Origin of the sequence: Clostridium sp. BL-8 (assembly GCF_002006495.1) — a bacterium.
Classification (GTDB): domain Bacteria; phylum Bacillota; class Clostridia; order Clostridiales; family Clostridiaceae; genus Clostridium.
Genome location: NZ_LZZL01000012.1, coordinates 214,899 through 236,564, shown reverse-complemented (window position 1 = coordinate 236,564; position 21,666 = coordinate 214,899). Strand labels below are relative to the sequence as shown.

General features: G+C 30.5%; 25 protein-coding genes and 2 pseudogenes. 23 read left to right on the top strand and 4 right to left on the bottom strand.

What is annotated here, in order from left to right; all coding sequences use genetic code 11:
- Window positions 1-612 precede the first annotated feature (612 nt).
- The 8 genes from CLOBL_RS06295 to CLOBL_RS06265 all read left to right on the top strand — a co-directional run bounded on the left by CLOBL_RS06295 (window position 613) and on the right by CLOBL_RS06265 (window position 6,463).
- Window positions 613-1,968: a radical SAM protein gene (locus CLOBL_RS06295; RefSeq protein WP_077858231.1), complete on the top strand. Its 1,356-nt coding sequence runs from the start codon at window positions 613-615 to the stop codon at window positions 1,966-1,968.
- On the top strand, window positions 1,913-2,323 hold the full coding sequence (locus CLOBL_RS06290) for an RDD family protein (protein WP_077858230.1): 411 nt from the start codon (window positions 1,913-1,915) through the stop codon (window positions 2,321-2,323). Before CLOBL_RS06295 ends, CLOBL_RS06290 begins: the two co-directional genes overlap by 56 nt.
- Before the next feature lie 152 nt (window positions 2,324-2,475).
- A complete protein-coding gene (locus tag CLOBL_RS06285) occupies window positions 2,476-3,045 on the top strand; it encodes an alpha/beta fold hydrolase (RefSeq protein WP_077858229.1) in 570 nt (189 codons plus the stop codon).
- A gap of 199 nt (window positions 3,046-3,244) precedes the next feature.
- A complete protein-coding gene (locus CLOBL_RS06280; protein WP_077858228.1) occupies window positions 3,245-3,556 on the top strand; it encodes a hypothetical protein in 312 nt (103 codons plus the stop codon).
- A gap of 187 nt (window positions 3,557-3,743) precedes the next feature.
- Complete coding sequence (locus CLOBL_RS06275; protein WP_077858227.1) at window positions 3,744-4,133, top strand: MerR family transcriptional regulator; 390 nt, start codon at window positions 3,744-3,746, stop codon at window positions 4,131-4,133.
- Window positions 4,134-4,225: 92 nt separating this feature from the next.
- Window positions 4,226-5,419 carry an MFS transporter gene (locus CLOBL_RS06270; RefSeq protein ID WP_077858226.1) on the top strand — a complete coding sequence of 398 codons (1,194 nt, stop codon included), beginning with the start codon at window positions 4,226-4,228 and terminating at the stop codon, window positions 5,417-5,419.
- 252 nt (window positions 5,420-5,671) lie between these two features.
- Entirely contained in the window at window positions 5,672-5,800 is a 129-nt protein-coding gene (locus CLOBL_RS28905; RefSeq protein ID WP_009170203.1) for a hypothetical protein, read from the top strand.
- Window positions 5,801-5,926: 126 nt separating this feature from the next.
- Window positions 5,927-6,463, top strand: coding sequence for a GNAT family N-acetyltransferase (locus tag CLOBL_RS06265; protein ID WP_077858225.1), 537 nt, complete (start codon window positions 5,927-5,929; stop codon window positions 6,461-6,463).
- A gap of 58 nt (window positions 6,464-6,521) precedes the next feature.
- Here the strand turns inward: CLOBL_RS06265 and CLOBL_RS06260 are convergent, their stop codons facing one another.
- On the bottom strand, window positions 6,522-7,319 hold the full coding sequence (locus CLOBL_RS06260) for an epoxyqueuosine reductase (RefSeq protein ID WP_077858224.1): 798 nt from the start codon (window positions 7,317-7,319) through the stop codon (window positions 6,522-6,524).
- Window positions 7,320-7,545: 226 nt separating this feature from the next.
- On the opposite strand from CLOBL_RS06260, the gene CLOBL_RS06255 reads away from it, so the two are divergent.
- Window positions 7,546-8,538, top strand: coding sequence for a hypothetical protein (locus tag CLOBL_RS06255; protein WP_077858223.1), 993 nt, complete (start codon window positions 7,546-7,548; stop codon window positions 8,536-8,538).
- A gap of 40 nt (window positions 8,539-8,578) precedes the next feature.
- On the opposite strand, the pseudogene CLOBL_RS06250 reads toward CLOBL_RS06255, so the two are convergent.
- Window positions 8,579-8,908: pseudogene (locus CLOBL_RS06250) on the bottom strand (AraC family transcriptional regulator); the annotation flags it as partial.
- On the opposite strand from CLOBL_RS06250, the pseudogene CLOBL_RS27455 reads away from it, so the two are divergent.
- From CLOBL_RS27455 to CLOBL_RS06210, 9 genes and pseudogenes are all read left to right on the top strand, one after another.
- Window positions 8,904-9,056 (top strand): annotated as a pseudogene (locus CLOBL_RS27455) (IS1595 family transposase); the annotation flags it as partial. The pseudogenes CLOBL_RS06250 and CLOBL_RS27455 overlap by 5 nt on opposite strands.
- Window positions 9,057-9,165: 109 nt before the next feature.
- The gene (locus CLOBL_RS06245; RefSeq protein ID WP_077858222.1) at window positions 9,166-10,077 is read left to right on the top strand and encodes a nitroreductase family protein; all 912 of its coding nucleotides are present in this window, start codon (window positions 9,166-9,168) and stop codon (window positions 10,075-10,077) included.
- A 267-nt stretch (window positions 10,078-10,344) separates the two neighbouring features.
- Window positions 10,345-10,605, top strand: coding sequence for a hypothetical protein (locus CLOBL_RS06240; RefSeq protein WP_077858221.1), 261 nt, complete (start codon window positions 10,345-10,347; stop codon window positions 10,603-10,605).
- Between the two features lie 309 nt (window positions 10,606-10,914).
- Window positions 10,915-11,166: a hypothetical protein gene (locus tag CLOBL_RS06235; protein WP_009170210.1), complete on the top strand. Its 252-nt coding sequence runs from the start codon at window positions 10,915-10,917 to the stop codon at window positions 11,164-11,166.
- A 362-nt stretch (window positions 11,167-11,528) separates the two neighbouring features.
- Complete coding sequence (locus CLOBL_RS06230) at window positions 11,529-12,113, top strand: sugar O-acetyltransferase (protein ID WP_077858220.1); 585 nt, start codon at window positions 11,529-11,531, stop codon at window positions 12,111-12,113.
- Between the two features lie 76 nt (window positions 12,114-12,189).
- Window positions 12,190-12,690 carry a hypothetical protein gene (locus CLOBL_RS06225; protein ID WP_077858219.1) on the top strand — a complete coding sequence of 167 codons (501 nt, stop codon included), beginning with the start codon at window positions 12,190-12,192 and terminating at the stop codon, window positions 12,688-12,690.
- Between the two features lie 124 nt (window positions 12,691-12,814).
- Window positions 12,815-13,708, top strand: a complete 894-nt coding sequence (locus tag CLOBL_RS06220) for an AraC family transcriptional regulator (protein ID WP_077858218.1) — start codon at window positions 12,815-12,817, stop codon at window positions 13,706-13,708.
- 956 nt (window positions 13,709-14,664) lie between these two features.
- Window positions 14,665-15,243, top strand: coding sequence for a TetR/AcrR family transcriptional regulator (locus CLOBL_RS06215; protein WP_077858217.1), 579 nt, complete (start codon window positions 14,665-14,667; stop codon window positions 15,241-15,243).
- A gap of 368 nt (window positions 15,244-15,611) precedes the next feature.
- Window positions 15,612-16,418 carry a nitroreductase family protein gene (locus CLOBL_RS06210; protein WP_077858216.1) on the top strand — a complete coding sequence of 269 codons (807 nt, stop codon included), beginning with the start codon at window positions 15,612-15,614 and terminating at the stop codon, window positions 16,416-16,418.
- A gap of 193 nt (window positions 16,419-16,611) precedes the next feature.
- Here the strand turns inward: CLOBL_RS06210 and CLOBL_RS06205 are convergent, their stop codons facing one another.
- Complete coding sequence (locus CLOBL_RS06205) at window positions 16,612-17,172, bottom strand: nitroreductase (protein WP_077858215.1); 561 nt, start codon at window positions 17,170-17,172, stop codon at window positions 16,612-16,614.
- A gap of 230 nt (window positions 17,173-17,402) precedes the next feature.
- Here CLOBL_RS06205 and CLOBL_RS06200 point away from each other — a divergent pair, with 230 nt between their 5' ends.
- From CLOBL_RS06200 to CLOBL_RS06190, 3 genes are all read left to right on the top strand, one after another.
- A complete protein-coding gene (locus CLOBL_RS06200; RefSeq protein ID WP_077858238.1) occupies window positions 17,403-17,705 on the top strand; it encodes a hypothetical protein in 303 nt (100 codons plus the stop codon).
- Window positions 17,706-17,720: 15 nt separating this feature from the next.
- The gene (locus tag CLOBL_RS06195; protein ID WP_077858214.1) at window positions 17,721-18,347 is read left to right on the top strand and encodes a CatB-related O-acetyltransferase; all 627 of its coding nucleotides are present in this window, start codon (window positions 17,721-17,723) and stop codon (window positions 18,345-18,347) included.
- 147 nt (window positions 18,348-18,494) lie between these two features.
- Complete coding sequence (locus CLOBL_RS06190; protein ID WP_077858213.1) at window positions 18,495-19,142, top strand: type II CAAX endopeptidase family protein; 648 nt, start codon at window positions 18,495-18,497, stop codon at window positions 19,140-19,142.
- A 223-nt stretch (window positions 19,143-19,365) separates the two neighbouring features.
- Here the strand turns inward: CLOBL_RS06190 and CLOBL_RS06185 are convergent, their stop codons facing one another.
- Window positions 19,366-19,695 (bottom strand): hypothetical protein, encoded by a 330-nt coding sequence (locus CLOBL_RS06185; RefSeq protein ID WP_077858212.1) that lies wholly within the window; start codon window positions 19,693-19,695, stop codon window positions 19,366-19,368.
- 340 nt (window positions 19,696-20,035) lie between these two features.
- Here CLOBL_RS06185 and CLOBL_RS06180 point away from each other — a divergent pair, with 340 nt between their 5' ends.
- Both CLOBL_RS06180 and CLOBL_RS06175 read left to right on the top strand, forming a co-directional pair.
- The gene (locus CLOBL_RS06180; protein WP_077858211.1) at window positions 20,036-21,196 is read left to right on the top strand and encodes a MerR family transcriptional regulator; all 1,161 of its coding nucleotides are present in this window, start codon (window positions 20,036-20,038) and stop codon (window positions 21,194-21,196) included.
- A gap of 43 nt (window positions 21,197-21,239) precedes the next feature.
- Complete coding sequence (locus tag CLOBL_RS06175; protein ID WP_077858210.1) at window positions 21,240-21,524, top strand: YciI family protein; 285 nt, start codon at window positions 21,240-21,242, stop codon at window positions 21,522-21,524.
- The last annotated feature ends 142 nt before the right edge of the window (window positions 21,525-21,666 follow it).

Here is a 21,666-nt window from a genome sequence, read left to right as displayed (position 1 = left end):
TATTACCATAAATATTCTTCAGAATATGCTTGGAGAATGAGGCTTAAGAAGGTATGAAAAAGTAAATACCATAAGATTTATTATTGAAGAAGAAAACAAATGCCTGGTGAAAGATAGGAAAGATTATAAGTACTGATATGGAAACGCTATGTGGTAATAAGATGTGGGTGATTACCTGTAGTACTGTTATTGGGGACATTGAGAAGGTACTTAAGTTTAAATATGATGTTGATGGATGCAGCTGGCTGTTTTATAAGATTTAATAAATGGAATATGAAAATATTGTAGATGATATGGTAAATTAATATAAAACTTGTAAAAATTGAAGTATAATGAAGATAGAATATTTAGAGATAAGTGTTCTATCTTTTTTATATTTGGGAGATTTATTCACTTTATAGTATTAAGTCCTACGGAAATAAGGGATAAAGCAAATAAAGAACGTCATATCGTTATATCGCCTTTAGAGAAATCAGTATCAGAGCTCAAGAGCTGACTTGTCAATAGAAAAAAAGGGGCAGTAGAAGAGAATAGCAAAATAGGTTAATATAGTGAGATTTTTTTAGGCTATAAAATATGTCAAAATCGTTTTTAGAAAGTTGAGGTAACACAATGAAATTACTATTAATAACTGCATCCTCAAAGGAAATAAGGGCTATAAGAAAATCAAGAGTTATAGGATTTCAGCAGTGTACTATGCCATATTTAGCTGCTCTTACTCCATCAAATTGGGAGATTGACCATGTGGATGAGGAGTGTGAAAAAGTAGACTTTACAAAAAATTATGACCTTGTTGCAATAACCTTTCATACTCCAAGTGCAAATCACGCTTATAATATTGCTTCAAGGTTTCGGGAAAAGGGTATTACAGTAGCAATGGGAGGTCCCCATGTTACATTAGTGCCAGATGAAGCAGAGCAATATGCTGATGTTGTCTTTGTTGGAGAATCAGAAATAACCTGGCCACAATTTATAAATGAATTCGAGAAAAAACAATATAAAAGAAGATATGTATGTAATTTTCCACCTGAATTAGACGGTATACCTTTTTCAAGAAAGGATTTATTTCATAGAAAAGATCATTCTAATGGAATTATGTTTGCTACTCGTGGGTGTCCAAACAAGTGTGAGTTTTGTGCTATTTCAATAATGTATAAAAATAAATTAAGAAAGAGGCCTGTTGAGGAAGTAGCAAGGGAGTATAGTTCCTTTAAGGGTAAGGTCATTATATTATGGGATGATAACATCTCGGCTGATTTGGAATATTCAAAAAAACTATTTAAAGCAATAGCACCATATAAAAAATGGTGGAGTAGTCAGGCAAGTATAAATGCTGGAAAAGATGATGAGTTCCTTGAGCTGGCAGCAAAAAGCGGCTGTAAACAGCTCTTTCTTGGTATAGAATCAATATCTCAAATGAGTTTAAATAGTGCTAACAAATCCTTTAATAAGGTGGACGATTATTACAAAATAATTAAAAAAATACATTCCTATGGAATTTCAGTGCAAGCTGGTGTAGTGTTTGGCTTCGATCAAGATACAAAAGAAATATTTAAGGATACATTGGAGTTTCTTGAAAATGCAGGAGTCCAGAATGCAACATTTAATATACTGACACCCTATCCGGGAACACCATTGTTTAAGAGAATGGAAGCAGAAGGCAGGCTCTTAACGTATGACTGGAGCAAGTATAATGCTAGAACAGATGTAGTTTACACTCCTAAAAACATGAGCAGTGAGGAGCTAATAGAAGGTTTTAATTGGGCTAACAAACGCTTTTATTCCTTAAAGAGTATTTCAAAGAGACTCTCAAAGTCCACTGCAGGGTTTTATTGGACACTTCCTCTTAATTTGATGTATCACTATTCTTTAAAATTTAATAAATATAAAACAACAGATAAGGAGGTTGGGTATGGAATTAAAAAAGGCAGGCTTTTGGATGAGGGTATCAGCACTGATAATAGATGAAATAATATTAGTCATTTTGACCTATATTTTGCTGCAGATAATAAAACCTCTTATAAGTGTCGAATTAGTTCATTCATTATGGTTTATTATCTTTTTTTATGAGTTTTTAGATTATAATTACTACACATTATTCTGGTTTTTTGGTGGACAAACTCCAGGAAAGAAGATATTGAAGACCAAATTAATTAAAGTGGATGGATCTAATTTTACATATAAAGATGCTTTTATACGTTATTGGTCTTGGATGATAGGAGTAGCACTTTTAGGAATAGGATACTTTTGGATTGCATTTCATAAGAATAAGCAAGGGTGGAATGATATTGCTACAGGAACTTATGTGATAATATTAAGTTAAAGCAATTCTAAAGATGTACTATTCTTCATATAACATAAGCAATATGTAAATAAGGGTGCAGTATTATTAATAAGTATTGCTGAAAAGATAAATAGTAACCTGAACAATAGTTTGAAATAAAAAATATTTATATAATTAGGAGAAATGGTAAAATGAAAGTTACTAATATATATGTTATTCACGGTTATACATCTTCTAGCGAAGCAGAATGGTTTCCATGGTTGAAAGAACAGTTAAAAAATAGCCCTGTTAAAATTTATATTCCCAATATGCCTGATTCACAAGATCCGCATCTTGAATCCTGGCTTAAACATCTTAGGAAAAATATTTTGGATATTAATGAAAATACAATATTTATTGGGCATAGCCTTGGATGTGTTACGGCACTACGCTATATTCTTGAAAAAAACATAAAAATAAAAGGTGTAATACTTGTTTCAGGTTTTATAAATGAAAATCCCATGGATGAACAAACAGAAGGACTTCAAGAATTTGTAGATGGATCACTTGATATCGAAAGAATAAAAAGTTTAATTCCTTCAAGAATCGTTATTACTGCAACAGATGATGATATTGTTCCAACAGAATCTACACAAAATTTAGCTGAATCTTTAGATGCAAATCTTATTATCCTTTCATCAGGAAAGCATTTTATTGCTCGTGATGGATATACTAATTTTCCCGTTGTGTTAAATGAGATTCGTAAATTGCTTAAGGCTTAATATTCTTATGATAACGTATTTAATTTTAAAGTTGGATTGCTATAATAACTTAGAGAAATGGATGAATAAGTTTAATGTATTGTGTATGTAATATTTTGCAAGTAATGTTATAATAAGTTTTGATTAAAACTATAATTTAATGATAATTATAGTTTTAATCAGTTGTAAAGTAAACTAAAGGTTGCACAATGGAGGGGATATGAGAAAGGTATTAAAGTCTTTTACATTTTGGTTTGTAGTATTAAGCCTATTAATTATTTATATGAATTACAGGGGGCATGATGAAAAGAATATTGTTCTACTTGGTTTAAACCCAATTTTAGATGAGATTGTGTACATTGAACCTTTTAGAACTTGGTTAAACAGTGGTACTGTTATGAGGCGTTTTTTAGGTAACCCTTCAGCAACTTCGAATATGTATTTAGCACATATAGTAACATTCTTTTTTTATGGTTCAATTTTTGATTTGATAAAAGTTGCAATTAGAAAGATAAGGAGTTTAATTGAATAATTTTGACTAATATTGTTACGCATACTTCATATGTTCAGTGAGAATATTTATGATAAACCCAGCAGCATAAGAATTTATAGATTGAGATAATAAATCAGAATAGATAATAAATCTTACAATAGTTGACAAACTCAATAATAAATGTTAGTATACAGTTGACGTTAACGTTAAGAAGAGGTGCAATCATATGAGCTATAAAATTGGTGAAATTGCTAAGCTTACAAATTTGACAACTAGAACAATTCGATACTATGAAGAACTTGGACTATTAGGAGATAGAAATAATAGAGTAGTAGGAGAACTTCGAGTATTTGAAAATGACGATATTAAGCGTTTAAAAAAGATTCAGCTACTTAAAGATTTAGGACTTACTTTAGAGGAGATTGGGCAAGTTATAGATTTATATTTTACAGATGGACAGCTTTTAGAAGGAAAACGCCAGGTAATACAAATTCTAAAGAGCCATATTGCAAGAGCTGAAGAGAAAATAAATGAGTTAAATACGTTTAAAACTGAGTGTAAGAACAATATTTGTAGGATAGAAGCAATCATTAAAAACAATGAAGATAAGTCTTGAAAGTAAGTAACAGGTATTGGCCTGTACTTTTTTACATTACACTTAACGTTTACGTTAAAGTAATTTAATGAAGAATTGAGGGAGTGATATTTATGTATAAAAACCCAGATACAATTATAAAGAAAGAATTTGAATTGAATAATTTTTTAATTGTACTAATGTCGGTAGCTTGTGCGGTTAGTGTAGCTAATCTATATTATTACCAACCTTTACTTGAACAGATTTCTAGATTCTTTAATGTATCATCGTCTACAATTGGCATTGCAGCAATGCTGATTCAAATTGGTTATGCAATAGGATTGATCTTTATAGTTCCGCTAGGAGATATTAAGGAACGTAGGCGCTTAATAATGATAATGTTATTTTGTTCTGCTATATCGCTGCTTTCCTTATCAATTTCTTTAAATATATGGTGGCTATTATTAAGTTCTCTTATAGTTGGGGTGACTTCTATTACTCCAATGTTAATTGTGCCATTAGCAGCACATCTGGCTAAACCAGCAGAAAGAGGCAAAGTAATTGGAAGTGTAATGAGTGGATTACTAATTGGTATATTATTATCACGTGTATTTAGTGGAATTATAGGATCAATTCTAGGATGGCAAATTGTTTACCGTATAGCTGCCGGAATGATGATTTTGTTAATTTTAGTATTTAAGTTATGGCTTCCTAAATCTATTTCAGATTCTTCAATGAGTTATAAAGAATTACTTAAATCGCTAATAGGGCTAGCGAAAAATCAACCAATTTTAATGGAAGCTTCATTAATTGGTGCAATGATGTTTGGAACATTCAGTATATTTTGGACGTCCCTATCTTTTTTACTTAAGTCGCCAGCTTACAATTTGGGAGCTCAGGCTGCTGGGATGTTTGGATTAGCAGGAATTGTAGGGGCTTTGGCAGCTTCTATGGTAGGGAGAATTGCAGACAAAAGAAGTCCTAGATTCACTTTAACTATAGCCATCATGTTTTCATTTTTATCATATATTTGGTTTCTAATTTTTGGATATCAAATGTGGGGACTTATCATTGGAGTAATATTGTTGGATTTAGGAATTCAATCGGGGCAAATTTCAAATCAAGCACGTATAAATACCTTAGATGCTACAGCTCGTAATCGTAACAATGCCGTATATATGACATTTTACTTTTGTGGTGGAGCATTAGGTTCATGGCTAGGAACATTTTTCTGGGGACTATTTGGATGGATTGGAGTATGTGGTGTCGGGATAACTTTTCAGATAATCGCAGCAACAATTCATATTTTAGGTATAAAACGCAGATAAGAGGATATAGAATGCAATGGTTATAATCAAATACCTGATTGCTTTTAAATAAGCTAATATCAGGTATTTAATTATTTTCTAAAGCAGCTTCACGATAAATTCTACTAATGTATAAATTTGGGCATAGTAATGAATTGAAATGTAAAATAATGTTTATAAGTGTGATATAATCGATACATAATGATACGGTAAAGTGTATAAAAATTGAAATTTGAATGTTAGTATAGAAAAACAACAGAAGGGGTAATCAAAATGGATGTTCTACGAGGAGTAATAGTAGTTTTAATATTTATTATAATTGGAATGCTTTTTGGAAGAATTATGGTCATTGCAGGTTTAATAATTGAGGCTATAGTTAAATTTTTTCGGAAACTGTTTTGATAATTAGAGAATCTATTTATTGTACTTATTATAGTTTTTTGGTATTTCAAATTTGTATATTGAGAGATAATAATTAATTAAAAAATAGAGATTTGTGCATCAAGATAATTTATAGGAGTGATAACTATGAAAGAATTCTTTTTGAAATCAGTAAGAATTGGATTTTCAATATGGAGTGAAAATGATATGCCTGACGCTTTAGAATTATGGGGCAATCCAGAAGTAACAAAATTTATTATAGCAGAAGGAAAGATGTCAGAAGAACAAGTGCAACAAAGGCTAAAAAAGGAAATAGAAACTTATAATAAGTACAGTCTTCAATATTGGCCAATATATTTAATAGAAACTAATGAAAATTTAGGGTGCTGTGGTTTAAGGCCATATGATTCTGAAAACAATGTATTTGAAATTGGTATTCATTTAAAAGAGAAGTACTGGGGAAAGGGAATTGCTAAGGAAGCATGCGCTGCTGTTATAGAATATGCCTTTAATAATCTTAGTGCTAATGGACTTTTTGCTGGACACAATCCTAAAAATGTAGCATCTGCTAAGCTGTTAAAAAAACTCGGATTTACTTATACTCACGATGAATACTATCCACCAACAAAACTATATCATCCTTCATACTTGATGAAGAAAGAAAACTACATGGGTGATAACTAAGACATAACACTCATATGTTTTAGAACCTTTAAAAGTAAAATTTCATTGAAATAGAACTTTAAGAAAGAAAGGTACATGGCGTATTTACTACGCACTTTCCGCATACTTCACTGCCAACACTGTTTGGACAATCACCAGATTCAGTAGTGTAAGAGCTTCCGAATTCTGTATATAATTCTGCATTTTTTCTTAGGACTACATAGCATTTATGCCTGTCATATCCATCTAAAGTTAGTGCACCTGATGGGCAATGTTTTACACATACACCACAGTTTCCATTCTTTTTATAAAGACAAAGTTCATCTTCCAAAGGAGAATCTGGATTAACATCTAGATTAGTTACAATGGTGCCATATCTTCCGCAGCATCCAACCTTAGTTATAAGCATATTATTTATGCCAAAGGTTCCAAGACCAGCAGCTTTAGCAAAATGTCTATGAGACCAATTGCTTTTTAGTATCTTTTGATCGAAAGTAGAGGATTCTGCTGAAATATCTGCATGATACCCAAGTTTTATTAGTTCTGAAATAATATATTCATTTAGCTTAATAAACATTGCATTGGTTTCTTCATAAGCTAGTGCCCACTCAGGAGAAGAAATATCTCCAGGAGCTTTATTAGTATGAGCCAATTCTTTAGTGAATGGAACAAAATATGCTATTACAATTGATGCATCTAAAAGTACATCAGTGGGTAATCCATGAGTAGGGGTAATAAGTTCTTTCAAATTTAAGATGTAAGGATGATTAGCATCAGCAAAGCCTACTAAAGGCTCACCCCATTTGGTTGAAATATCATCTTTCTGCTCGTATTCCTTAACAAAGTTTTGTATCATTTTAGTGATTTTCTCTTTCATGCTAAAGCACATCCTTTCTCTGTATATTATATCATTTTGACAAAGTAAGTCTTTGCTGAAATATAGTAAGTTTTTAGTCTATATTTTGATTTTTAAACTTTATAGGTGATATTTTTTTAAAGTGTTTAAAGACTTTAGCTAATGACAAAACTATAATGGCGAGTATATACTTGTAATTAAATAATTACTTCAAAATTATTAAGAATATGAAATAGAGGTGACTTATATGAGTTCATCAGGATTAATATTTGGGATCTATCCATTAAGTGCAGCAGGTACGCCTTTTGGTTTGGCTGTTGGGCCAGAAGATAATTACGAAAAAATTGGGTTTGCGCTTAGAGATCTTCAAGGCAAGTCGAAAAAGTTATTTCCAAGAAATTATCTCATTTATACAAAAGAATGGGAAGAAAAAATGTTATCAAATGCTGACAGCTATCGTGACGCTGGTTTATTAGGTGATTTGACTATAGGTTGCGGGGATTGGACTAAGCAAAAGGAACGGGAAATAGAACTTGGCAATTGGCTTGAATTTATTAAAAAGGTTATTGACCGTTACGGTTCTCATTTAAGTTCTCTTCAAATTACAAACGAACCTAATTTGTCTTTTATGGAAGGCTCAAAGCCTTATATAATACAGGCACTTATAGAAGGTGTAATTACAGCAAAAAAAGAAGTACAGGAGAGGAAGCTGCCAATAAAAATTGGATTTGGCTCTGTACCTGAAAGTCCTGCAGCAGTTCCACACTTTTGGGAAAATCTAAAAAAGGCTGGGAGCAAAAGATTTATTGATTCAGTTGATTTTGTAGGACATAATTTTTATGTAGATGTATTTGAGGATCAGCCATTGGCTTTAAAAGAAATACCTATATATGTAGAACGTATACTTCGTAATTTAAGAGAAAAAAGTCTTATCACAGCAGGGATACCTGCTTCAGTCCCTATACGAGTTACAGAAAACGGATGGCCTACGGGAAAGAATCCTATTGCTAATATAGAAAGAACCTATAAGCGTCAAGGGGAGGTTCTTGAAATGGTTATTCGTACAATATATAATTTGAGAAAGGAACTTAATATCTCACATTATGAACTTTTTGGACTTAGGGATGCGGACAGTTCTAAGGAGGATCTTTTTCATCAATATGGAATTATGCGTGATGATTATTCACCAAAACAAGCTTATGATACATTAAAAAAATTAATACAAGAAATGGGAATCTGAGTAAATCTAATTTTTGATGAAATATAGTTAGCTGTTTAGTCTATTTTTTGATTGTTTTTCTAAACTCTGCAGGTGATATTCTTTCAAAGTGTCTAAACACTTTAGTAAAGGATGAATTATGTTCATAACCTACCATTTGAGAAATTTGTAAAATTGTTAAGTTTGTATTTAAAAGGAGCTCTTTAGCTCTCTTTATCCTTAAATTTTGTATATACTCAGTAGGCGATATGTTCATATTATTTTTAAACCACTCACTATAATAACTGGCATTATAATGTTCTATATCTGCCAATTTCTTTAAATCGAATTCTTCTGTAAAATGTTCGTTTATATATCTAATAGAATTAGGCAGGTTTTCCTTAGTAATAAAAAACTATATCAAATGGTTCAAATGGCTTCAAATATTTGATAACGATAAAGAGATAATAACGGTTAAGAACTTTATGATTCAAAGTAATGTAACACATTCATATGTCAAAGTAAAAGATTTAAAAAATAGAGTACTACTATATGTATAATGCATGGTATATTTTATAATAGATGTTATAATAAGTTCAATGTAAAACTATAATGAAATAAAACAATGATAAGTCATTATGAAATAAAGGCTAAAGGAGTTGAATATTTATGCCATTAAAAACCGGACGATTTTATGAATGTGCAGAAGTTGAAATAGATAAAGACAAATGTACCATCTGTGGACTTTGTGTACAAGTATGTAAGGGAGCACCATTATTTATAGAAGATAAAAGCATTAAGGTAGACAATAATCGAGTATTTGGGTGTATTGCTTGTGGACAATGTATGGCAGTTTGTCCAAACAAAGCAATAAAAGTTAACGGTAGAGGCATGACCACAGATGATGTCACTGAATTACCTAAATTTGAAGACAGAGCCAATTATGAAAGTTTAAGATCGCTAATGATGTCTCGTAGAAGTGTGAGAAACTATAAAAAGCAAAGAGTAGAACGTGAAATAATAGAAAAAATACTAGAAACATCGGCAACAGCTCCTAATGGTCTTGGAAGTTCTGATGTTGAAGTTCTGGTATTAGATGGAAACGAAAAGGTCGATGAATTTACATTAGGCTTAATCAAGGTTTTGAAAAAAAGTATGTGGTTATTTTCGCCTATAATGCTTAAAATATATAGACCATTCATTAGAAAGGAGACATATGATTCTTTAAAAACTTTTGCCTCAACTGCTATAGAGATATTTGTAAGAAATTATGATGAAGGAAAGAACTGGTTAACATATTCTGCACCATTAGCAATGTTATTTCATGCGTCTCCATACGCTGACCCTGCCGACCCATATATTCCTGCAACATATGCAATGTTGACAGCACAATCATTAGGCTTAGGAAGCTGTATGCTTGGTATACCAAATCTATTATTAAACTTTTTCGGAAAGAAAATTAAAGAAAAGTATGGAATACCACTGAAAAATAAAAATGGTATAATGGTCATCTTTGGTTATCCTGATATTAAGTATAATTTTGCATTAAAAAGAAGATTTTCAAATGTAAAATTTTATTAGTACCCCTATATAATCTTAGGTATCAGACTTCTAACTTTACAAGGAACTTTAATAACCTAAATAAGCAATCTAATACACATAATTCATATATTAAACATTATAGGTGTACAATTCTACCTATAATGTTTTAGTTCAAATCACCATCGCAAATCATTACGACTTTATAATATGGTTTTAGAGGAACTAAAATATACTTTATTATATGTGGTAGCAATTCATGTTGAATATCTGGCTCTAATGGGTATAATTGTAATAGGAGGTGTTTGAATGGAATTGAATAAGATAAACAATAGACTTTCTTTAGTTGGAGCATTACTAGGGGTAACATTATTGATTGTAGGTGGTTTGTTACATACTATTCTAGGTTCTTATATAATAATTATTCCAACTGCTGCAATATTAGTTAGTTTAATACCATTGATGAAATATAAGAAAAATAATATTAAAATTCAAAGTTACGCTTGTATTGGATTAATACTTGGTGGATTTTACTTTGTTTTATCTTTATATGAATTATTGAAATTATAAATTTGTAAAATTTATATATTTTATTGCCATCCTGATTGGAGAAAAAACATGCCTTAGTATTTTCACTTAAGTGTAAATGATAAGAGCATGTTTTTATTATTTTTATTCAATATTATTAAGCCATTTGTTCATTTATGTTAAATACTTAAACATAAAATTGGAAAACAACACATAAAGGTAGAGTTTGTAGAAATATTTATTGTGTCTTTATTTTTTTGTAATAATATTTTAACAAAAAGTTATGATGTTTGTAAAATAACTGTAAAGAAGTAATGATAATATTGATTATAAGAAAAGGGAGGAGATATTATGGTTAAAGAATTAGAAATTAGAAATATTATTACAATAGAAGAAAAGCAAATGCTATGGGAAGCAGTGGATGGAATCAATGGATGGAACTTTAATCCTATAGCAGTAGTTACTAATAATATGGAAGATTATTATTTTATATGTAAAGTAAAAACAGTAATAAAAAATTTAGAAATGAAATTAGCAAAAGTGTGCATTAAAATTCAAGAAGGAAATAATCCGAGGTTACTGGCAATTGAAAGCATTTCATAGATTAATTATTTTTAAATACAAAAGTTACCTAGGAATATCCAGGGGAGAGGATGAAAAGGAACCTATGAAAAATTTTTGCAAATTGAATAATGATTTTTAAAGAGTAGTAAATAGGAGAGATCTTGTTTGCTACTCTTTAATTTTATTTATGAAATGTATACATCACTAATTATTACAACTTTATAATATGGTTTTAAAGGAACTAAAATATATTTTATGCTATGTGGTAGTAATTTAATAAATTGAAGTATAACAAAATTATCATCATTATAGTAATAAATATAATAATTGAGAAGTATGTTATTTCCAAAACATGTTATAATTAACTGAAAGATAACTTATAATTTGTTGAGGTGGTCTAGATGACAGAAAGAGAAAAAATGTTAGCAGGTCTGCTTTATGATTGTGGCGATAAAGAATTATTAGAACAGTGGCATAAGGCGAAAAATTTGATACGTGATTACAATCTAGTTAATTCAGAAGATAGGCAAAAGAAGCATAACATATTAGAACAACTTCTTGGAGGATATGGAGATAATTTATGGATTACTGCGCCGTTTTATGTTGATTACGGTAATAATATTTATTTTGGAAACAATTGTGAAGTAAACATGAATTGCACATTTTTAGATGACAACAGAATTGAAATAGGTAATAATGCTCTTATTGCGCCTAATGTGGAGATATATACAGCTTTTCATCCAACAAATGCAAAAGAACGTTTTGGAGAGAGTAAAGATGATGGCTCCTTTGAATTTTGTAAAACACAAACTGCGCCAGTGAAAGTAGGAAATAATGTCTGGATTGGAGGAGGGGTTATTATTCTACCTGGTGTTACAATTGGAGATAATGTTGTAATTGGAGCAGGAAGTGTTGTGACAAAGGATATTCAAGCAGATACAATTGCTTACGGAAATCCATGCAGAGTTATAAGAAAGAATGTATAAATAAATTTAAATTAGGATTGAGTTATAAATAATAATATTGAAGTAATAAATTTTAATTTGGATAGGATGAAAGTTAATGAAAAGAATAATTGTTGTTATTGTTTTTATAAGTATTGTATTAGGTATAGGTATTTATAGCGTAGGCCAATATAAAAATAATCCTCAAATTAGTGTAAAATTTAATGTTTCCAGTTTAACTGATGAAGAATTTATGTACGTAGGAACTAAAGGATTGAATAATCCAACTAAAAATGACTTCAAAAATATTGAATTTACTTTAGATGTAAAGAACTCAGATGCAATATCAAATAGAAAGATTACAGTACCTGATTTAAAAGCAGTTATCAGTTCATATGATAAAAATCGATATTGGTTTGGTAATAATGGTACTGATGATAGCCCGGTGCATAAATATGCTAAATATGATTCTAAATCTGTATTTTATTCTAATGGACTAACGGATCAAGATATTAAGAATATCTTTAATACATCAGAAGTGAAAATTTCTTGGACAACAATGGACGGTAAAGATAAAGAAAGAATAATTAATTTGGGAGATAGCATTAAGTTTGAATGACCTATTATAATAGTGGATTTTTAATTAAATAAGCTAAAAAGCATACAGGACAGAATTTGGCAAACTAGGACCAGAAGATATTTTAAGGAGACTTTATAATACATAGTGAAAGGGGAGAGAATAGATGAGCTTAGCAAAATTTTTACAAAAGGCAATTGATTACATGGAGAGCAATCTTCTTGAAGAAATAAATTACGAAAATGTAGCAAAAGAGGTGCACATGTCGTGTTATAACTTTCATAGAGTATTTAGCTTAATGGCTGGAATGACAGCTAATGAATATATACGTAACAGAAGGTTGTCACTAGCGGGACAGGAGTTACAGCTGAGTGAAAGTAAAATAATAGATATTGCATTTAAGTACGGTTATGAAACTCCTGAAAGTTTTGCAAAGGCTTTTTCGCGATTTCACGGTGTATCACCAAAGCTGGCTAGAAAAAAAGGAACTCAACTATGTCTCTTTAACCCTTTAGTAATTAAAATTATATTGGAGGGTGGAAGCACTATGAATTATAGAATTGAAGAAATTGGCAAACAGAGATTTATTACCAAGGTACGCGCGTTTAATAATGAAATCATCAATGACGCTGGCAACCATGATATTCCTGATTTCTGGGGGGAATGTCATAAAAAAGATTTGATAAATGAAATCAAGAATATGAGAAAGGCTGGTAAAAAAGATTTATATGGTTTATGCAGCCCTACTAAAGAAAACGAGACAACTTTTGATTATGGAATTGGAGTAATTGTTGATGAAGATACTGATATCGATAATGTAGAAGTGATGTTACAAAAAGGTTACCATACATGGGAAATTGAATCGGGGACATATGTAGTTTTTAAATGTTACGGTAATAATGGTGATTGTATTAGCGAAATGTGGAGTAGATTTTTTAAAGAATTTTTGCCACAGTCTGAATATGAAAAAACAGAAGATACTGACTATGAGCTTTATCCTGATGAAGGGGAGCCAGGTTTATTTTGTGAATTATGGATTCCTATAAAGAGAGTATCATAATTATTTAGATTAAGTATATTGAAATTATGCTACCTGAATGTATGAAATGATAACTTAATAATGCACCTTAATAAGGTCGGAGAACCAAGTCCAAATAGAGGAGGTTCTACGGCCTTATTTTGTTTCAAGAAGAAGGTGATGATTTTTTTGGGGGCAGGTCTATTTTGTCTCTATCAAATAGGAGCTAGAATTTTAATACAATGCAAAGCTACTGATTTCAGTGGCTTTTAGTGTTGTGTGCCAAGCCTGGGCGCAATCTAACGGGTGAAAGTCCCGAGTGTGGGTTGATAGTGCCAAGCAAGCACATAGCCAAGAGCAAGGGTGTCCTCGGCGACGAGGAATCTGAAGGCAAACTTCTGGTCTGACGAACAGAAACTACATCAGGCATATATATGTTGGGTAAAGTTGCAACAAAAACTAAAGCCCTAAACTATCCGGGAGCATATGGTGTAAATGTAGCAGATATATAGAAGGAAAGATTGCGTTCTTACCTGGGAGATCTCATGGACATGTGGAAACATAGAGTATGAAATATGGTTGAAATAAGATTTATCATGAGAAGTCAGCCGAGGTCATAGTACTGAATGTAGTCGACGACATTTAGGAAGGACTGAACTTTAGAAGATGATAGTAAATGAATGTTACCAATAAAGAAATTAAATACAGACAACTTTATAAGACTTCAGATGAGGTGTTTGAAGACTACCTGCAAATAGTATCTGCGGAACAGAAAGGGTATTTGTGGGAGTGTATGCATTTTCAAGTATAAGAACTACATTTTGTACCAAATGTGGTTATGATAGAATTAATAAATATATTCATCAACTCGCTAAATTGTATCAAAATCACAGTCATTAGAGATATAATGCGAAAAAATACGCATGATAAGTATATAAATAATTCTTGACCGATCGTTCTCAAAATGCTATTATTGATTTTATAAAGGAGGGAACTTAATGGGACGAAGTAAGGAATTTGATGAAAATGTAGTTCTTAAGAAAGCGATGGAATTATTTTGGGAACAAGGCTACGAAAAGACATCGTTAAGCGATTTAGTAGAGCATATGGGAATTCATCGTAGAAGTTTATATGATACCTTCGGTGATAAGCATACATTATTTTTAAAAACAATGGATTTTTATGAAGAATTAATAAAAAACAAAATACAGGCTGGGGTATTACATGCAGAAACAGCAAAACAAGCTATACAATTTATCTTTGATTTTACGATTGAAGGATATGAAGATAAACAATGGGGTTGCTTAATTGTAAATTCAGCAACAGAGATGGCTCTTAGAGATAAAGAGATAGAAGAAAAAATAGAAAAGACATTTATGCAAACAGAACAACTCATTGCTGATCTTGTTCAAAAAGGCATACAAACAGGTGAATTTTCCAGTGATTATGATCCTGAAGTTTTATCCGAAATATTTCAAAATGCATTGCTTGGAATTCGTGTACAGTTAAGAATCTCAGCGAGCAAAGAAAAATTACATGGTATAGCAGATTTTTTTATGAATTTATTAAATAAATAATTCTTTTTTACACTAATTAGAATGAGCGTTCTCAAAAAATACTTATGTTCTTCTGAATCTTATCATTTAAATCAATGACAAAAAAATTCATAGAGCAAAGAAAAGAGCATGATATAGTTTTTTTGCTTATTGAATAAATATTTTTACACTAATTAGAATGATTGTTCTCAAAATATTATTAATGTTTTATTTTAAATTCCGTTACTAACTAATCCCAATTAAAAGGAATGAAACCAATGATGAGATGCCAAATAAGTAATAGCATATGAAAAGTTATAACGATAGTTTTAACTTGTATTATAGATCAAATAAAAATTGAGTGTATTCGTATCAGATACGAGTGCAAAATTAATAAGGAGTGAATAAAAATGAGTTTAATAACTGTAAATGAAGAAAAATGTATAAAATGTGGAATGTGTGTGGTGGAATGTCCAACAGGAGTACTAAAACTGGAAACTACTGGTCCAAAAGAAGTCAAGCCTAATGCCTGCTTAGAATGTGGGCATTGTGTAGCTGTATGTCCTAAAGAAGCTATAGACAATAAGAAATCGCCATTATCTATGCAAAGTGAAATAGGCGAAATCAAAAAATTAAATCCAGAAGAAGCAAAGAATTTCATTCGATCACGACGATCTATCCGTTCATATAAGAATACACCAGTTGAAAGGGAAAAATTATTGCAGCTCGTTGATGTTGCTCACTTAGCCCCAACTGCAAGTAATTCACAAGGTATATCGTACCTAATAGTAGATGATAAAAAAACAATTGAATTAGCAGTTGAAGAATGCATTAATTGGTTTGAGAATAATGAAACTTTGAGTAAGGCATTGGCAGGAATGATTAGTGGCTATAGGAATACTAAAGTTGACACTATCTTAAGGGATGCACCTAGTATAATTTTAACTTTGGCGGATGAAGATTTTCGTAATGGTAGAGAAAATTCAATTCTCTCATTGTCGTATCTAGAGTTATATGCTCCATCTCTTGGGCTTGGATCATGCTGGGCAGGAATATTTGAAATTTGTGCTCGCAGTGAAAATTCGCCAATGTACAAGATTTTTAATATTCCAGAAAAAAAGAAAATAACAGGAGTTGTAATGGTAGGATATCCTAAGCATAGTTTTAAAAGATTTACAGAAAGACAACCATTATCGGCTTCCTTTTATGAAAATTAAATGATTGAATTCTGATTTGTAGAGTAGGTTATAATTAATATTATTACACTTAAAAAAGTGTTATCACTTACTTATGGCACGGTGAGGCGTATACATAAATAAACGCTAAACTAAAATTGGATAAAAGCATATGGTTTGCCATATGCTTTTATCCATTTGTAAGTGATTATAATTTTTTGCTGGTATTATAATTTTATTTTACTATATTAACAGTTCCTTCTTTTCTAGGTGAAGCCTTTGGTTCTCCTTTACTGCTAAAACCTAAAGCAGCAGTACCGAATATAGCATAATTTTCTGGAATACCAAGCTCTGTAAGTATACTTCTAACACTAGGATCATCTCCAACTATACCTAAAGCATGTATCCAACAGGAACCAATATTAAGTGAATGAGCAGCCAGCATTATATTTTCAAGTGCTACAGCAGAATCGGATTCTTTTGTTGGTGAGTTTTTATCATAGGCTGTGATAATTATAGTAGGAGCATTATAAAAAGGATTGAAGTTTGGATTACTACCTATCTTTTGTAATTGCTCCACAGGAGACTTTTGCAAGGCTTCTTTTATCGCAGAAATCAGCTTATTAATTTTATCTATATTTTGCACTGCTGTGAAATGCCAAGCTTGAGTGCCCATGCCACTTGGAGCAAATTTTGCAGCTTCTAAGAGTGTATTTAAATCATCATTAGAAATCTGATCTTCTGTATAGGCTCTTATACTTCTTCTTGTTAAAATATTTTGTATTACTTCATTCATAATTTTTCTCCTTTCATTAAAGAAACATTTTAATTTTTCTTTATGATTTATTATTTACTAAGTACTTAACAATTATCAAATTTTAATTTAAATTGTTAAGAAACTTGAATTGAACTAAAAAGCAGAAACAATTAATAATATGACTATGATTTGTTAACGAATACAATTATGGTATAATATGTATGCAAAGCAGTGAAATATTAAGAATTAGAGGTAGGTATAAAACATATATGATATTTTTTAAACAAGTAAAACTTTATAGAGTAAAAATCACTGAACCCTGCGACAACAAAGGTATATTTCAAAAGACATTGAATTTTAATTATACCCCTAATGATTCAGGAATAGGCTATAGAAAGTTTAACAATATTATACCAAGCGGGATTACTGGTTGGATAATACAATGGATGGGAAAAAAGTATTTTGCTCCTGACGATAATCAAGAAGACTTAAAAGACTTTTTAAATAGGGTTCAGACTGAGGATATATTAATACCTTATAAGAGAGTTGAAGGGCATTATTGCATAATTTAGTCACAGGAGGAGATTATGAATAGTAAAATAATTTATCCAAGAACAGGGGATAAACAGACAATATATTTGAAATCAGTTATTACAGATCCTAATATTATAGTTGGAGATTATACCGTGTATAATGACTTTGTAAACGATTCAAGAAAGTTTCAAAATAATAATGTATTGTATCATTATCCTGTAAATGACGAAAAATTAATCATTGGTAAGTACTGTTCTATTGCTTGCAAAGCAAAATTTATGTTTACATCTGGGAATCATAAGATATCATCACTTTCAACTTATCCATTTCCAATATTTTATGAGGAATGGGGATTAAATAGTAATGATATAACAGATGCCTGGGATAATAAAGGTGATATAGTAATAGGAAATGATGTTTGGATTGGTTATGAAGCAGTAATCATGCAAGGGATCCATATAGGAGATGGTGCAATAATATGGACAAGAGCCGTTGTAACAAAAGATGTCCCAAGCTATACAATTGTAGGAGGAATACCTGCAAAAGAAATTAAAAAGCGCTTTTCAGAAGATGTAATAGAAAAATTAATAGAAATGCAGTGGTGGAATTGGAACGATGAAAAAGTTCAAAAGAATCTGCCGAGCATTATGAAGGGAAATATTAATTTAATTACTTCATAAGATGTGTTTGACGTAACAAATAGGAAGTATATTCTTTAGAAACTAAATAATTGGATATTTACAATTTATGATATAATCCATTAGGAATAGTAAAGAAATGTAAGACGATAATTACTAAAGTTAATTAAAAAATTTGGAGGCTACGCAATGAAAAAAGAACAACAAGTAGATAAACTGTTATTAACTGAAACACTGGCGGTTATAATAACTACTGTTTCATTGTCTTTGATATTTAATAGTCTTACATCAATTATTCCTTTAATTTCTGTAATATATCTTTTGGCTGAGAAAAGAAAAAGACATCGTTCATGGGCAGACATAGGGTTCAATATAAAAACTATTTTATCAGATACAAGAAGTAATTGGCATTGGATTTTATTAGTTGGGGTTATTTCACCGCTTCTAACATTTTATATAGGAAAGCATTGTATACCGGGGTATATTGACTACGTAAAATCACGATTACCAATGGATGTTGAGGTAATAATACCTGCAATAATAACTGTTACAATTGGTACGTTTTTAGAGGAAGTTATTTTTAGAGGATTTGTTCAAGGAAGATTAGAGTGGTTTATAACTCCATTTAAAGCTATAATTATTTCAGCCATTCTTTTTTCATTTATGCACTATTCGCATGGAAGTATTAGTATTACAGCATTCGATATATCTGGAATATTTATAGATGGCATAATATTGGGAATTATCTTTTCAAGAACTAAAAACATATTTGCTTCATGGTTTGGACATTATTTAAGTGACCTTATTGGTATAGTATGTTTATTATTTCTTATATAATATTTAATGAACGTTTTTCTTATATTATAAATCATAAAATTAAATAACAAATTGTAAAATCGTATTATTCAATAGAATGAATTTACGATTTTTTTAGTGCATCATACTAAGTAAGGTATTATGCATTAGCAGGCAGCTTAAAATTAAGTTGAAATTGGACCAACTATTTTTGATTATACATATTAATAATTTAACTAAAGCAAAGCCTAATAGTCACAAATTTTTAATTAATAGTGTTGTTAGTCTTAGTTAATCTAGTCATATCTTCCAATAGAATTTTCTCATCCATAGTTACAAATGGATTCATTGGGTTTACAGAAGCTGGAGCACCTTTAAACGTGTTGATTTTATAGGATCTAAATCTTCTGTAATATTCGCTTCCTGCCTCTAATGCCTTATGCTTTAACTCTATGTCATTGGGATTTTCGTTTAATTTAAAGAGTAGCTCATAATATCTTCTTTTATATGGTTTTGTCTCAAGTTCATTAAATAATATTTGAAATAATCCGACAGCAATACATGCTATAAGTATTATAAGAATTGTTATAAACATAAAATAATCTCTCCAATACAAATTGAAATATTATAATAATATTTATAAATTATAACACGATATTAAGAAGTAGAGGGCAATTTTATAAAAAATATTATAATATGGAGATAAGACTTCTTGTGAAGAATTATAGAGAAGCAGGCCCGTCTGATGCAAATACTCAATATTATGCAAAGTGATTTTTGTTAAGCTTTGTTACAATTATTTTGGAAAGTGTTGACCCTGACATTACGTTATAGTGTAATATAAAAATAGAGCTTGGATATATTAGCTAAAACTCATAGCCGGCAGAGTTATATATAGAATCCATAGCTCTAAAATCTAATTTTGAGGTGTAGCAATGAGAACAATAAAACAAGTTGCGGATTTAACAGGAATAAGTGTGCGCGCATTGCATTATTATGATGAAATAGGCTTATTAAAACCAAGTGAAATTACTGAAGCAGGGTACAGGCTCTATGATGAGGAGGCTCTTAAAACTCTGCAGCAGATTCTATTTTTTAAAGAGCTTGATATGCCTTTAAAAGACGTTAAAGAGATAATGCTTAGTCCATATTTTGATAAGATGGAAGCATTAAAACATCAGAAAAAACTACTTGTTCTAAAAAGGAAAAGGTTAGATGGTTTAATTGAGCTTATAAATAAAACCTTAAAAGGAGAAGGCACTATGAATTTTAAAGAATTTGATATGAGTGAATATTATAATGTATTGGAAGAATTTAAAGAGGAACATGAAGATAAGGTAATTGAAATGTATGGCAGCATAGATAAATATAATGAACTTATTGAAAAATGTAAGTCTAAAAAAGATGAAATTGCTAAAATGGCTATAAAGAAATATGGGAGTATTGAAAGATTTGCTAAAGCTGTAAAGCATAATTTTAATAATAGCTCTACTCATAATTTAGCACAGCAATATGATAAGTTTAAAAAGGATTGTTTAGAAGATAAGCATCCTAAATTAAAAGAATTATTTAAAAATCTCACCGCCGACTTAAGTAAAGATCCTTCTTCAAAGGAGATTCAAGAAATTGCTGAGGAAATAGTAAATATAGTTAAAAAAGATTATGAAGCGTTTAAAACTGATATGGGAGATGCATGTTGGTATTATATGACAAATCTTTATTCAGTATATCCTGAATGGATGGAAGCAGTTGATAAGAAACATGGAAATGGTGCATCTAAATTTATTGGAGAAGCTCTAAAAAAATGTCCTGGTACTAAGCTGCCTAAAATAGAAGAATTATATGAAAATCTTACATCTGATTTAAGTAAAGATCCATATTCAAAAGAGATTCAAGAGATTGCTCATGAAATAGCAAATGAGACTAAAAAAAATACTGAAGCGTTAAAAGTGGATGCGGGAGAAAATAATTTAGGGTATACAGCAGAGCTATATTTGTCAGATGCTACTTATATAAAAGTAACTGATAAAAAGTATGGAAGTGGTGCAGCTAAATTTATTGGAGAAGCTTTAAAATTTTATTCTGAAAATAATTAGAAATGAGACACATAGTTAGATTAAAGAATGGAGGAAGAAGAAAATGAAAAAAGGGGATAAGTTATTTGTAAGAATTGATTATAAAAATGAAGAGTTAGAAACTACAGAAAAAGATTTTCAAGACCATGTAGAGTATCTAAAGGGTGTTGCTGCTGAAAGATATTTTGTTGGAGGCGGGTTTTCTAATGCTAGAGGTGGCATGATTATATTTGAAGCTAAAGATTTAGAAGAGGCAAAAAACATTGCTAAAAAAGACCCTATAATTGAAAGAGGGCTATTTAGAGTTAAGGTTTATGAATGGGATTTGCTTATATTATCGGATAATTAGCTTAATAATAGCTATTATTAATATTGAAGGAGGAGGCCCTCCTTCTTTTTTAGAAGAAGTCTATTAATAAATCCTATAAATATAAAATGTATATACAAGAATTAAATTATTATGGATAAGACATGGATGAATAATAGTAAAA